The following is a 12,470-nucleotide window of genomic DNA, read 5'->3' as shown; positions in this document are numbered from 1 at the left end:
CCATTACGGGACGGCCACAATCGGAACGGGCCGTTATTCACCAAACAGCAACAATTGCAATTTCTTCTTCACCGCCGGCCACTCTCGATCAAGGATTCTGAAGTAGACGGAGTCGCGGATGTATCCGTCGCGGACAATCATGTGATTGCGCAGCACGCCTTCGCGGACGCCGCCGATGCGCTGGATCGCCCGCTGCGAGTTGAGATTGCGGGCGTCCGTCTTTAACTGGACGCGAATGCAGCCCAAGGTTTCAAAACAGTGGCGCAACAGCAGCCACTTGCACTCTGTGTTAACCGGCGTCTTCCATACGGACGGGGTCAGCCAGGTAAAGCCGATCTCCAGTCCCCGGTCCTTGCGAGAAATGTTGAGAAAACGGGTACTGCCTATTACTTTTTCGTTCCGGCGATCCACAATCGCAAATGGCAGTTCGGTTCCCGCCTCCTGCGCCTGCAATGCCTGGTTCACGAACTGCTCCGCATCTGTCGGCTGCCGAAACACGACCGACATGTAAGTCCATATCTGTTCGTATCGTCCCGCTTCCCACAGGCCGTCCACATGATGGCGGCCGAGCGGTTCCAGCCGCACCCTTTCCCCTTCCAGCGTGACAGGAGCAATCTCCAGCATGATGCAATACTCCTCCTTCTCCCAAATAAAGCTCGATGCAGCCAACCGAACATGTTTGCGGAATTTTTCCAAGAATAGAATACCGCTGGTCGCCTGTCAAGCTGTTTTTTGTCGACAGGGGAAAACGGGACGGGCTACGCTTCTTCGTTGACGACTACCTGACGGCCGCGCAGTTTCAATATCATCGGCACGACCAGCCACAACAACGCACAGGCGAGAAAGATCGCAGACAGCGGCTTTTGCAGGAAAATCAGGAAGTCGCCATTGGATGTCGTGAGGGCGCGCCGCATGTTGTTTTCAATCATTGGTCCCAATACCAGGCCCAGCACCAATGGCGCAAGCGGGAAATCGTTTTTCGCCAGCAGATACCCCGCCACCCCGCAGGCGATCAGCAGCATCAGGTCAAACGTGCTGATCTGCACCGCGTAGACACCGAACACGGAAATCGCGATGATCAGCGGAATCAGGTACTGAGGGGGCGTCTCGATGATTTTGGCAAAGACTTTGACCAGCGGCAGGTTGAGTATCAGCAGCATTACGTTGCCGATGAACATGCTGGCGATCAGCCCCCAGGCCACCTGCGGGTGATCGGAAAAGAGCAGCGGACCGGGCTGGACATTGTACATCAGGAGCGCTCCCATGAGGATCGCCGTCGTCCCGGAGCCGGGAATCCCGAGGGTAAGCAGCGGAATCATCGCTCCGCCGGACGCCGCGTTGTTGGCCGACTCCGGAGCGGCCACACCTTCAATCGCCCCTTTGCCGAACCGTTCCGGCTGTCTGCTCACCTTTTTCTCCACGATATAGGAAAAGAACGACGCCAGCGTCGCGCCCGCGCCCGGCAGGAGGCCGATGAAAAAGCCCAGCAGGGACCCCCTTGCGATCGGGGCGGCACTTCGCTTCAAGTCCGCTTTGGTCGGCAGGATGCGGTCCACCTTGATCAGTTGCGCTTCCGTTCCGTCCGCCTCGAGAATGGTCTTGAACACTTCGCCGAGCGCAAACAGCCCGACGGCAATCGTCAGGAATTCCAACCCTTGGTACAGGTCGGGAATATCGTAGGTAAACCGCGCTACGCCGGACACGTTGTCGATACCGATCGTCGCCAGCAACAGGCCGAAGACGGTCATGATCAGCGCCTTGGTCATCGACTTCCCGCCCAGGCCGCTGACCGCGCACAGCCCCAGTATCATCAGCGAAAAGTATTCGGCCGGGCCGAACGTGAGGGCCACTTCGGACAGCGGCTGCGCCAAAAACACCAGGGCCACCAGCGCCACTATACCGGCGACGAATGAACCGATTGCCGCAATCGACAGGGCAGCTCCCGCGCGCCCCTGCCGCGCCATCTGATAGCCGTCCAGCGTCGTGACGACGGAGGATGACTCGCCGGGCGTATTGAGCAGGATCGACGTGGTGGAACCGCCGTACATCGCGCCATAGTAAACTCCCGCGAGGAGGATCAGCGCACTTGCTGCGGCCTGTTCGGGAGACAGCCCGTTTGTCAGCGAGGCGGTAACCGGCAGCAGCAGCGCCACCCCGCTCATCGGGCCGATACCGGGCAGCACCCCGACCGACGTCCCGATCAGCACACCGACAAAGGCGTAGACGAGATTGTGCCATTGCAGGGCAATCGTGAAGCCATCCGCCAAATACTGCAAAGCTTCCATGCGTCTCCCTCCCTACAAGCCAAGCCAGGTCGGAAAACCTGGCAGCGTTCCTTTCAGGATGTGCACGTAGACGGCGTAGACCCCGCCAGAAAAGGCAAGCGCGACAGCGGCCGACTTCCACCAACTGGCGCTGCCCATCAGCCGAAACCCGGCCAGCAAAAAGAAAAACGTGCTGATGACGTAACCAATATCCTCCAAAAACCAGGCGTACAAAACGGTCGCCAATAACATCAGCAAAAAGCGCTTGTGTCGGAGCACGACAGCAGACGTGACCGACTCCCGGTAGCGGAACGTCTCCCAAAACAGGCGAAGACTCAGCAGGATCAAAATGATGCCCAGCCCCATCGGAAACAGGTTGGGGCCCACTTCGCTGCCGTAGGCGCTGGTGGAAATGTTGCGGCTTTCCGCGACAAACAGCGCCCCGATCAAGGCAAAGAGGATGCTGCTGGTGCGATCAAATGTCTTGTTCATGGTTACCTCCTCATGATGAATGAAAAAGACCGCAGAATGGAGAGGGCTGCCCTCTCCTTACTTGGACATACCCAGAGAAGTCAACAGCTCCTTGACCAATTTGTCCTGCTCTTCGAGGAAAGCTGTAAAGCTGGCGGAATCCCGGTATTCGCTCTCCCAGCCGTTTACAGCCAGCTCTTTTTTCCACGCCTCGCTCTCGGACAGTTCCTTTAATTTGGCATCCCAATAGGCCTTGGCGTCAGCCGGCATCTGGGCCGGGCCAAATACGCCGCGCCAGATGTTAAATTCGGCGTCAATCCCCTGCTCTATCAGCGTCGGCACGTCCTTCAGGTCACCGCCCAGCCGTTCGGGGGACGTGATGCCCAGCACACGGATTTTGCCCGCTTTCAGGTACTCGCCCACGCTGGATGCGTCAGTCGCGATCATGTCCGCGTTGCCGCCGAGCAGCGCCGCCATCGCTTCGCCGCCGCCGTCGTAGGAGACGTATTTGACTGCTTTCGGATCAATGCCATATTTGGCTGCCGGCAATACAGCGATCAGATGATCCATCGAGCCGGGAGCCGACCCGCCCGCCACTGTGACGGCAGACGGATTTTCCTTGATGGCCGCAAGCAGGCTCTTCACGTCCTGATACGGCGAGTCCGCCTTGACCACGAGGGCGCCGTAATCCCTGGTCAACTGTGCCAGCGGAGTGACGTCGCGGAACCCAAACGGGCTGTTGCCCTCCTTCTTGTTGTGGTTGATCAAGATTGGCGGTGAGTTGACAAACAGCCGGTACGCGTTCCCTTTTTCCTTGCTGACGTAATCGGCGAGAAAGACCACACCGCCGCCGCCCGGCTTGTTTTCCACCGTGATCGCCTGATTGACCAGCTTGCTCTCGCCGAGCACCTTGGCGACGGAGCGGGCGGTCTTGTCCCAGCCCCCTCCCGCGCCGGACGGAGCGACGATGACGATCGGCTTGTCCGGATACCCGGAACCAGCCGAGCCCCCCTGCCCGGTGGCAGTGCTATTTGTGCCGTTCCCCCCGCCGCACGCGGCAAGCGCCAGGCTTATGACGACGGACAGCGCTGTCAGAGTGATTCGTTTTTTCATACTGAAGCCCCCTTCTCCAACGTTTTTTGTAAGCGCATCCAAAACTGAGATAAACGTAGCACGCTGGAGGGAGGCTGAACAGTTTATGTTCATAAGTAATATTTAGAATATTTTGTTCATTTTGTTCATATTGTGCACCGCTGGCGTCCCGCGTCCGGGAATCCATCTCACAGCAAACTGTATTTTCGCTCCGGCCGTCCTACGGTACCGTACACCAGATCGGCCTGCGCTTTTCCTTCTGCCACCAGGTACTCCAGGTAGCGGCGCGCCGTGGTGCGGCTGGTGCCAATCTCCCGGCCCACCTCTTCGGCGGAGAGTCCCAACTTGTCCGCCCGTTTGATGGCGCTGATCACCTTGTCCAGTGTAAGCGCGTCAATCCCCTTGGGAATGAGCGAATCGCGCGGCTTCGCGCTCGCAAGCCGCCGGGTCAACATCCGGTCGATCTCTTCCTGGTCCACCTCGCCCGCTTCCCGGGTGCGCCAGAAATGCTCCCGGTAGCTCTCCAACCGTTCGCGGAAGCGTTCAAACACCAGCGGTTTGACGATGTAGTCGTACACCCCGCCGCGCAGGGCGTGCTGCACCATCTCGATCTCCTTGGCGGCAGTGATCATGATAATGTCCACGTCGCGATGCTGCTGCCTCATCTGCCAGACCAGCTCGGTCCCCAACGTGTCCGGCAGATAGACGTCCAAGAGGACCAGGTGCGGCTTGGCACGGGCGATCAGTTCCTTGGCCTCCTCCCCGCTGGTCGCGGTGGCGATGACGCGAAATCCTTCGATCTTTTCCACAAACCGCCGATTAATGTCAATGATGCGAATGTCATCTTCCACGATTACTACCTCTACGGGCTTCATGCTTTTCCCTCCGTTCTTTTGCCGAGCGACACCGTAAACAACGCGCCGCCCCACTCGCTTTTTCCGATCAGAATGTATCCGCCCAACTCCTCGACGATGCCTTTCACCTTGGCCAGCCCGATGCCGCGATGCTCGCCCGGTTTGGTCGAAAAGCCGTGCTCAAAAATCTTCTCCCGCATCGAGTCGTCCACGCCCGGCCCGGAGTCTTCCACTTCAAACAAAATCTCGCTGCCAGCGTCCGACAGGTAGCATTCCACCACTTTGGGGCCGGATTTCATCTCCCCAACTGCTTCCAATGCGTTTTGTATCAGATTGCCCAGCATTACGACCACCTGCTGCCGATTGATGTCGGGCGGCAGCTCCTTCAACCGGCTGTCCCGATTGACAGAAAACTGAATTTTCAGTTCCTTGGCCCGATTGTGCATGCCCAACAGCAGCGCCCCGATCAGCGGGTCAGGCACCTGCTTGGCGAGGAACAGGACCAGTTCCTGCTCCGCCGAAGTCTCACTCGTGATCAGTTCGATCGCTTCCTGAATCGACCCCAACTGCAGCAGGCCGGAGATCGTATACAGAAGATTGTGAAATTCGTGCGTCTGCGCTCGCAGCACGTCCGCATACCGCCGCGCCTGGGACAGTTCGGACGTCAACTGGTCAATTTCCGATTTGAGGCGGAAGCTGCTGACGACGCCGACCACCTTGCCCATCCACTTGATCGGTACGCGGTTGACGATGATCTCTTTTCCGGCAATCGTGCTCTCCCGGTCCAACTGATGCTCCCCGGACTCCAGCACCTCCAGCATCCGGCTGTCCGGCAAAAGCTCCAGGATCGGCTTGTCCCGCAGTTCTTCGTCCGGCAGGTCCAGAATCTGGATCGCTGCCTTGTTGGCCATCGTCACCTTGCCGTGGCGGTTGATGGCGATAATCCCCTCGCGGACCGATTCCAGCACGGCATTTCGCTCCATGTACAAGGAGGCGATCTCCTCCGGCTCCAGGCCGAGGATGGCCCGCTTGACGTACCGGCTCAGCCAGATCGCACCGGCCGTGCCAAACAGAACGCCAAGGGCAAGAATCAGCATCACCCTTTGCTGGTAGCTGTCGATCGCCGCTTCGATATCCTCCAGCAGAAAGCCGACCGAGACGACCCCGATCACGTCCCCTGTGTCGTTATGAATCGGCACTTTTCCCCGCAATGACGGCCCCAGGCTGCCCACGGCTTTGGAGACGTAAGACTGGCCGTGCAGCAGCGCCGGTTCGTTGTCGCCGCCCACCATTTCCCGGCCGATGCGGTCCGGCAGCGGATGGGCAACGCGTATCCCGTTCCGGTCTCCCACCACGACGAACTCGGCGTCCGCTTGCATGCGCACATTCTCCGCGATCGGCTGGATAATCTGCGTGGGGTGGCCGGTGGCAAAAGCGCCGCGCACCTGCGGCAGATTGGCCATGATCTTGGCCACGCTCAGGGCGCGTTTTCCCACCTGGTCTTCGATCGTGGCCGCAATCATCGAAGAAAACACCGCGCCCATCGATCCGATCAAGACGATGATGACAAGCGTCATCAGCAGAATCATTCGCGTTTGCAGCGTCAGGCGCAATCGTGCTGAAATCATCGTTGGTTCACCTCTCGTTCATCTTACCATCCCCCGCAGGAAAAAAGGTAGATTCGCCAGCGCCGTTCGTGTACAGTAGAGAGGGAATTGAAGCGGATGTGGAGGTTACGACAGATGCACGCAAATCTGCGTACGTTTATGGAACAACTGCGGCGATCCGGCCAGTTGGTGGAAATCGACGCGCCGGTTGACCCGTATTTGGAATTGGCGGAAATTCACCGCCGCGTGATTGAAGACGGAGGACCAGCACTTCTGTTTACCAATGTAAAAGGCAAATCATTTCCCGTCGTCACCAACCTGTTTGGGACGGTGGAGCGGGTCGACATGGCGTTTGGCCCCAGACCGGAGTCGATCATCCGGGAGCTGGTGAACGGCCTGGACAAGCTCCTGCCGCCCAAGCTGTCGGGATTGTGGGAACTGCGTTCGCCGCTCATGGGAATCTTGCGCACCGGGACCAGAACCGTGCCGCAATCCAAAGCACCGGTCATGGAGCTGTCCACGACCGACGTGGACATGACCCAATTGCCGGCGCTCACAAGCTGGCATCTGGACGGCGGTCCGTTCGTCACCCTGCCGCTCGTCTACACGGAGCACCCCGAGACCAAAGAACACAACCTGGGCATGTACCGCATCCAGATCTACGACAAAAACACGACCGGCATGCACTGGCAGATTCACAAAGGCGGCGGTTTCCACTACCACGAGGCGGAAAAGCGGAACCAGCCGCTCCCTGTGACGCTCACGATCGGCGGACCGCCGGCGCTGATCATTTCGGCCATCGCGCCGCTGCCAGAGATGGTGCCGGAATTGGTATTCGCTTCGCTGCTGATGGGTGACAAGCTGCATATGGCCGAAGTACCCAACCATCCGCACCGGATCGTGGCGGAAGCGGAGTTCGTCTTTGCCGGAGAAGTCCCGCCGCACACGCGCCGACCGGAAGGACCGTTCGGCGACCATTTTGGTTACTATTCCTGGACGCACGACTTTCCTGTCTTCCACGTAAAGCAGATGTGGCGGCGCAAAGACGCGATCTACCCGGCCACAGTCGTCGGCAAGCCTCGGCAGGAAGACTTCTTCATCGGCGAGTACCTGCAGCGGCTGCTGTCCCCGCTCTTCCCGATCGTCATGCCCGGCGTCAAGGCGCTGTGGACATACGGCGAGACCGGTTTCCACGCACTGGCCGGAGCGATCGTCAGGGAGAGCTATTACAAGGAAGCGATGGCCCACGCGTTTCGCATCCTGGGTGAAGGACAGCTGACCCTGACCAAGTTTTTGATGGTGACGGACGTTCCGTGCGACCTGAGCAATTTCAAGCACTTGTTGGAAATCGTGCTCGCCCGCTTCCAGCCGGAGCGCGACCTCTTGATTGTAAACGACACGTCAAACGATACGCTCGACTACACAGGCCGCAAGTTCAACCATGGCTCCAAGGGAGTCATGCTGGGCATCGGCGATCCGGTGCGTGAGCTGCCGCACGCGTACAGCGGCGAAGGCATCCCCGGCATTGCCAAAATCGAAGCGTTCTGCCCGGGCTGTCTGGTCATTTCTGGCCCCGGTTTTGAAGAACGGCCGGAACTGGGGAAAGAACTGCTGCCCTACGCCAACGAGCACCTGAGCGACTGGCCGATGATCTGCATCGTGGATGACGCGTCCATCGCCGAGAGCCAGAGCCGCTTCCTCTGGACCGTCTTTACCCGCTTCGACCCGGCTCACGACCTGTACGCCCGTTCGACGATTGTCCGCAACAAAATCCGGTACGAGGGACCGCTCATCGTCGATGCCCGAATGAAGCCGTTTTATCCCGATGAAGTGTGGACCCGGCCCGACATCGCCGCTCTGGTGGATCGTCGCTGGAAGGAATATTTCCCCAAATAATCGACTGTGTTCGACAGCAACAACCGAACCCGGAACAGCTTGTTCCGGGTTTTTTAATGTCCGAAAATTCTGTAATCACAGGTCATACAGCCCAATATAATGTAGCATCCGGCGCCCAAGACAACCGATCGGCTTGGCCGCGCTCGGGATTATTCACAAAAGGAGGGATTGCGATGAAGACACAGGAAGAGGTGGACGGCATCGTCACGTTGACGAAAGATGGCGAAAATTTGATCCGGGATAGTCCGCTGTACAACGACGGCCTCCGTCCCACAAACCGGGAGGAGCACAGCTGGACCACCTACAACTTCGCCAGTCTCTGGATCGGCATGTCCATCTGTCTGCCCACCTATGCGATGGCAGCCGGGCTCATCTCGCTTGGCATGAACTGGTGGCAGGCCATTTTGACGATCATTCTCGGCAACTGTATCGTCCTCATTCCTATTTTGCTCAACTCTCACGCCGGAACGAAATTTGGCATTCCGTATCCGGTCTTCGCCCGTCTTTGGTTTGGCTCCAAAGGGGCTCACATTCCCGCCTTGGCCCGCGGTTTGATCGGCGCGGGATGGTTCGGCATCAACTGCTGGTTTGGCGGGACGGCCATCGACACCCTGCTGCAATCGTTGGGCGGCTGGGGCAACGTTCCCGGCCACACCTGGATCGCCTTTTTTGGCTTCTGGGCGCTGAACGTCTGGATCGCCTACCGCGGGCCGGAAGCGATCAGACGGATGGAGTTCTGGGCCGCGCCCACACTGATTGTCATGGGCCTGGCGCTGCTCGTCTGGGCGATCACCAAAGCGGGCGGCTGGGGACCGATGCTCTCCGCTCCGTCCAAACTGACCACGACCGCCGACTTCCTGAAGGTGTTTTTCCCCGCCTTGACGGGCGCGATCGCCTTCTGGTCGACGATGGCGCTGAACATCCCGGACTTCTGCCGCTACGCCAAGAGTCAGAAAACCCAAATGGTCGGACAGTCCGTCGCCCTGCCGACTACCATGGGCGGGTTCTCGTTCATCGGCGTGGCCGTAGCATCCGCCACAGTGGTCATCTACGGAGAAGCCATCTGGGACCCGGCAGCGGTGCTGGCCAAATTCTCCCCGCTGGCGATCTTTTTGGGAACATTGGGGATTATTTTGGCGACGCTGACGACAAACGTGGCAGCCAACGTCGTGGCACCGGCCCGCGCCTTTGAAAACCTGGTACCGCGCCGGATGTCGTTTGGCGCCGGAGCGATCCTCACCGGAATCATCGCCCTGCTGATGCAGCCATGGTACATCCTGGAGAACTTCAGCAACTACATCTTCCTCTGGTTGGGGACGTACGGGGCTCTGCTCGGTCCCATCGACGGGATCGCCATCGCCGATTACTGGCTGGTGCGCAAACGGCGCATCCATCTGGTTGAACTGTACCGGCTGAACGGCATGTATTCGTACAAAAGCGGTTATAACATGCGGGCCATCTGGGCCATGCTGATCGGCATCGCCGTGCCGTTTGTCTGCAAGCTGATCCCCGGCCTGACCATTGTCTGGGACAACGCCTGGACCTGCGGCCTGTTGATTTCCCTCGTCATCTACACCTGGCTGATGAAAAACACCCCGAACCGGATGAGCGCAGCAGACTACGAGAACATCACCGCCCGAAGCGTCGAGCAGCAGGCTTCCTGAGCGGCGCGCAAAAAAGACTGGCAGAACCAAACGTCCTGCCAGTCTTTGTTTTGTTCGATCAGGTGATGAACCGGCTGATCATCTGCTGCAATTGCTGCGACAGACGGTTCAGATTTTCGCTCGAACGTGCGATTTCCTGCATGGAGGCGAGCTGTTCCTCGGAGTTGGCAGCTGCACCCTGGGTGTGAACGGCCGCTTCCTGCGCCAGACGATTCATTTCATCCATGGACGAGGCGACCTGCTGGACACCTGCCGTCATCTGCTCAGTTGCCGCCGAGACCTCCTGAATCTGCTCGGCGACCGCCTGGGCTGCGCTAACGATGCGCTGAAACGCCATACCCGCTTCCCGAACCGCCACGCTGCCCGCCTCCGTCTCCGCTGTGCCCTGGTTCATCGCGGCAATCACCTGGCCGGTCTCAAGCTGAATATCGCCAATGAGGCGGGCGATCTCCTGCGCCGAATTCTCGGACTGCTCTGCCAGCTTGCGCACTTCGTCGGCCACGACGGCAAATCCCCTGCCTTGTTCGCCGGCCCGCGCCGCTTCGATCGCAGCGTTCAGGGCGAGCAGGTTGGTCTGCGACGCAATGCCGGTGATCACCTGAACGATTTCACCGATCGCTTCCGAACGAGCCCCCAGCAGTGTCACCATCTCGGCGGCGCGATTCACCGCCGCTTGGACAGCAGACATTTGTTCCACGGCCTTGACGATGTATTCGTTGCCCTGTTCCGCCTCTTGCGCCGCCCGCACCGAAGACTCGGAGACGGTGCCGGCGGTCGCGGCAATCCGCTGGATGGCCGTGCCCAACTCCTCCATGACCCGCACGCTCTCCGCAGTCCGCTGCGTCTGCACTTCGGAGCCGGTCGCGATTTCCTGGATGGCGGCGGCAGCTTGTTCGGCGGCCTTGGCCGTCTGCTCGGCACTGGACGTCAACTGCTCGGACGAAGCCGCCACCTTCACCTCGCCGATCAACGAGCGAAGCTGAATGACCAGCTTGTTGAAGGCCTGTCCCAGCGTGCCCACCTCGTCCTTGCCCTCAAAGTCGACCGGCTGCACGGTCAGATCACCCCCGGCCAACTCATCCAGTTTGGACGCTACTTTCTTCAGCGGATCGGCGATCATCCGGGCGATCACGTACCCGATGGACATCGCCAGCAGCAGAGCCGCTCCGATGGTGATGATCAGCGTCATCTCCGCCTCCCGCGATTCCTGCGTATTTTGACGGTGAATGTCTTCGGCCGTCTGCGAGTTGTAATCCGCCCACGACTTCAATTCCTGGTTGATGCCGTCCAGTGTCGCTTCCGTCGCGCGAAAATAATTGTACGCCTCATCCTGGTTGCCTTCTTCGATCAACTGGATAACCCGGGTGCGATCACCCTGGTACTTTTCGTTCAAGTCCTTCAACGTCTGGAGAAACGCTGTTTCCCGCTTGTCCAGATTGCTTTGTTCCAACTGCGTCAACAGCTGATTGGAATCCTTGATGCGCGTCTCGATCTGTTGTTTGATTTCGAGCTGTTTCGTAGGACTGGTCTCCAGGATCATCTTGTACACGCTGGCTTCGATCGCCCGGGTTTGGGCGCGCAAGTCATTGATGCTCTTGATCGGCAGCAGTTGATCCTGGTACATCGCTCCCATTCGCATTTCTGCCCGATTCAGGTGCCAGTACCCGGCCCCCCCGACGATCAGCAGAAACGTGACCATCAGCATGACCAGATTGAACAGCTTTGCCCGTGTGCTCAGATTGCGAAGCAGCTTCATATGTTTTTGCCATCCCCTTTTTTCCCTGGCAGAATCGCAGGAATGATGTCACAAATATAAATGCGCCAGAAGTCCTGACAAATCGGACGGACCTCTGAGAAAAATGTCGCTTGTTGTCTAATTCTACCAAAAAAGGGGTAGGCAAGTCGATACTTTCTGACTATTCCGGTATGTCAAACACGGTCAGCAGTGAAATGCGGCTGATCTGCTCGTGCGGCTTGTAACAGACATAATAGGTGAGCTCCCGGCTGATGCGGTAGTGGATCCCGGCAAAGCCCCGATCCAGCAGAAAGGCCCGGATCTCATCCCCGGTCCACTCCAGCCATTCCTCGTGACATTTCGCTGCTGACAAACGCGACAACTGCTCCGGCGTATGACGCCAGCGCAGGGCGTCCGCCCGCAGTTCGTTCTCCCCGTATCGCTCGTCCAGCTCCGCCAGTCCGTCCACCTCCACTTCCTGGGCGAGGATGGCAGCCTGATCCCAGGTGGTTTCCGCGTGACAGATCGCGTACTGTGCGGCGATCTTCGGGTTGCTGACCAGGTAGACGCCGGGGCCAAATACGGCTTTTGCACTGGCGCCGTTGACGAACCTGCGCCGTTCCTCCCGCTCGTAACGCTGGGCCGCCACTACGCGCAGCGCTTCCTTGTACTCCACCCCGCGATAAACAATCTGCTTCATGCCCGCCTCCCCTTATCTGAACAATCATGAGGACACCATCGGCAGATGAAAACACCCTGCCCGGCGCGTCCGACGCGATTCGTCCGGCGGCATCTGCACCTGGCCGGGCGCAGGCTGACAGAGAAGGGCAGGGCGAGCAGGCCTGGCTGTCAGAAGCCTGCAGCATCGCCCTGCCGTATGGTTGATC

Annotated in this window: 11 protein-coding genes; 3 read left to right on the top strand and 8 right to left on the bottom strand. The window is 59.1% G+C overall.

The features are described from left to right. Nucleotides 1-33: 33 nt before the first annotated feature. The 6 genes from Q7F15_RS09805 to Q7F15_RS09780 form a co-directional block, all read right to left on the bottom strand. Nucleotides 34-624: a GNAT family N-acetyltransferase gene (locus Q7F15_RS09805; protein WP_304415492.1), complete on the bottom strand. Its 591-nt coding sequence runs from the start codon at nt 622-624 to the stop codon at nt 34-36. A 134-nt stretch (nt 625-758) separates the two neighbouring features. Beyond that, nucleotides 759-2,285 carry a tripartite tricarboxylate transporter permease gene (locus Q7F15_RS09800; protein ID WP_171566773.1) on the bottom strand — a complete coding sequence of 509 codons (1,527 nt, stop codon included), beginning with the start codon at nt 2,283-2,285 and terminating at the stop codon, nt 759-761. Between the two features lie 12 nt (nt 2,286-2,297). Then, on the bottom strand, nt 2,298-2,756 hold the full coding sequence (locus Q7F15_RS09795; protein WP_171566772.1) for a tripartite tricarboxylate transporter TctB family protein: 459 nt from the start codon (nt 2,754-2,756) through the stop codon (nt 2,298-2,300). Between the two features lie 57 nt (nt 2,757-2,813). Next, nucleotides 2,814-3,848: a tripartite tricarboxylate transporter substrate binding protein gene (locus tag Q7F15_RS09790; protein ID WP_171566771.1), complete on the bottom strand. Its 1,035-nt coding sequence runs from the start codon at nt 3,846-3,848 to the stop codon at nt 2,814-2,816. A 167-nt stretch (nt 3,849-4,015) separates the two neighbouring features. Then, the gene (locus tag Q7F15_RS09785) at nt 4,016-4,702 is read right to left on the bottom strand and encodes a response regulator (RefSeq protein WP_171566770.1); all 687 of its coding nucleotides are present in this window, start codon (nt 4,700-4,702) and stop codon (nt 4,016-4,018) included. Beyond that, nucleotides 4,699-6,309 (bottom strand): ATP-binding protein, encoded by a 1,611-nt coding sequence (locus Q7F15_RS09780; protein WP_212132511.1) that lies wholly within the window; start codon nt 6,307-6,309, stop codon nt 4,699-4,701. The genes Q7F15_RS09785 and Q7F15_RS09780 overlap by 4 nt, the downstream gene beginning before the upstream one ends. A 114-nt stretch (nt 6,310-6,423) precedes the next feature. Between Q7F15_RS09780 and Q7F15_RS09775 the strand changes: the two genes are divergently transcribed. Both Q7F15_RS09775 and Q7F15_RS09770 read left to right on the top strand, forming a co-directional pair. Beyond that, nucleotides 6,424-8,184: a menaquinone biosynthesis decarboxylase gene (locus tag Q7F15_RS09775; protein ID WP_304415491.1), complete on the top strand. Its 1,761-nt coding sequence runs from the start codon at nt 6,424-6,426 to the stop codon at nt 8,182-8,184. A 173-nt stretch (nt 8,185-8,357) separates the two neighbouring features. Further along, nucleotides 8,358-9,848, top strand: a complete 1,491-nt coding sequence (locus tag Q7F15_RS09770) for an NCS1 family nucleobase:cation symporter-1 (protein ID WP_304415490.1) — start codon at nt 8,358-8,360, stop codon at nt 9,846-9,848. Nucleotides 9,849-9,906: 58 nt separating this feature from the next. On the opposite strand, the gene Q7F15_RS09765 is transcribed toward Q7F15_RS09770, so the two are convergent. Both Q7F15_RS09765 and Q7F15_RS09760 read right to left on the bottom strand, forming a co-directional pair. Continuing rightward, nucleotides 9,907-11,604, bottom strand: a complete 1,698-nt coding sequence (locus Q7F15_RS09765) for a methyl-accepting chemotaxis protein (protein ID WP_304415489.1) — start codon at nt 11,602-11,604, stop codon at nt 9,907-9,909. A 160-nt stretch (nt 11,605-11,764) separates the two neighbouring features. Continuing rightward, on the bottom strand, nt 11,765-12,283 hold the full coding sequence (locus Q7F15_RS09760) for a hypothetical protein (protein ID WP_304415488.1): 519 nt from the start codon (nt 12,281-12,283) through the stop codon (nt 11,765-11,767). Between the two features lie 26 nt (nt 12,284-12,309). Here Q7F15_RS09760 and Q7F15_RS09755 point away from each other — a divergent pair, with 26 nt between their 5' ends. Then, nucleotides 12,310-12,468, top strand: a complete 159-nt coding sequence (locus tag Q7F15_RS09755; protein ID WP_171566764.1) for a hypothetical protein — start codon at nt 12,310-12,312, stop codon at nt 12,466-12,468. Nucleotides 12,469-12,470: the final 2 nt, after the last annotated feature.

Origin of the sequence: Brevibacillus aydinogluensis, assembly GCF_961514395.1 — a bacterium.
GTDB classification, from domain to species: Bacteria; Bacillota; Bacilli; order Brevibacillales; family Brevibacillaceae; genus Brevibacillus; species Brevibacillus aydinogluensis.
Note: the sequence above shows the minus strand (reverse complement) of the source record. Positions and strands in the feature narration are given on the sequence as shown.

Bases quoted from the DNA above. Each gene is read 5' to 3' on its own strand.
- Q7F15_RS09805 (WP_304415492.1), bottom strand. From the start codon at position 624: ATGCTGGAGATTGCTCCTGTCACGCTGGAAGGGGAAAGGGTGCGGCTG.
- Q7F15_RS09800 (WP_171566773.1), bottom strand. From the start codon at position 2,285: ATGGAAGCTTTGCAGTATTTGGCGGATGGCTTCACGATTGCCCTGCAA.
- Q7F15_RS09795 (WP_171566772.1), bottom strand. From the start codon at position 2,756: ATGAACAAGACATTTGATCGCACCAGCAGCATCCTCTTTGCCTTGATC.
- Q7F15_RS09790 (WP_171566771.1), bottom strand. From the start codon at position 3,848: ATGAAAAAACGAATCACTCTGACAGCGCTGTCCGTCGTCATAAGCCTG.
- Q7F15_RS09785 (WP_171566770.1), bottom strand. From the start codon at position 4,702: ATGAAGCCCGTAGAGGTAGTAATCGTGGAAGATGACATTCGCATCATT.
- Q7F15_RS09780 (WP_212132511.1), bottom strand. From the start codon at position 6,309: ATGATTTCAGCACGATTGCGCCTGACGCTGCAAACGCGAATGATTCTG.
- Q7F15_RS09775 (WP_304415491.1), top strand. From the start codon at position 6,424: ATGCACGCAAATCTGCGTACGTTTATGGAACAACTGCGGCGATCCGGC.
- Q7F15_RS09770 (WP_304415490.1), top strand. From the start codon at position 8,358: ATGAAGACACAGGAAGAGGTGGACGGCATCGTCACGTTGACGAAAGAT.
- Q7F15_RS09765 (WP_304415489.1), bottom strand. From the start codon at position 11,604: ATGAAGCTGCTTCGCAATCTGAGCACACGGGCAAAGCTGTTCAATCTG.
- Q7F15_RS09760 (WP_304415488.1), bottom strand. From the start codon at position 12,283: ATGAAGCAGATTGTTTATCGCGGGGTGGAGTACAAGGAAGCGCTGCGC.
- Q7F15_RS09755 (WP_171566764.1), top strand. From the start codon at position 12,310: ATGAGGACACCATCGGCAGATGAAAACACCCTGCCCGGCGCGTCCGAC.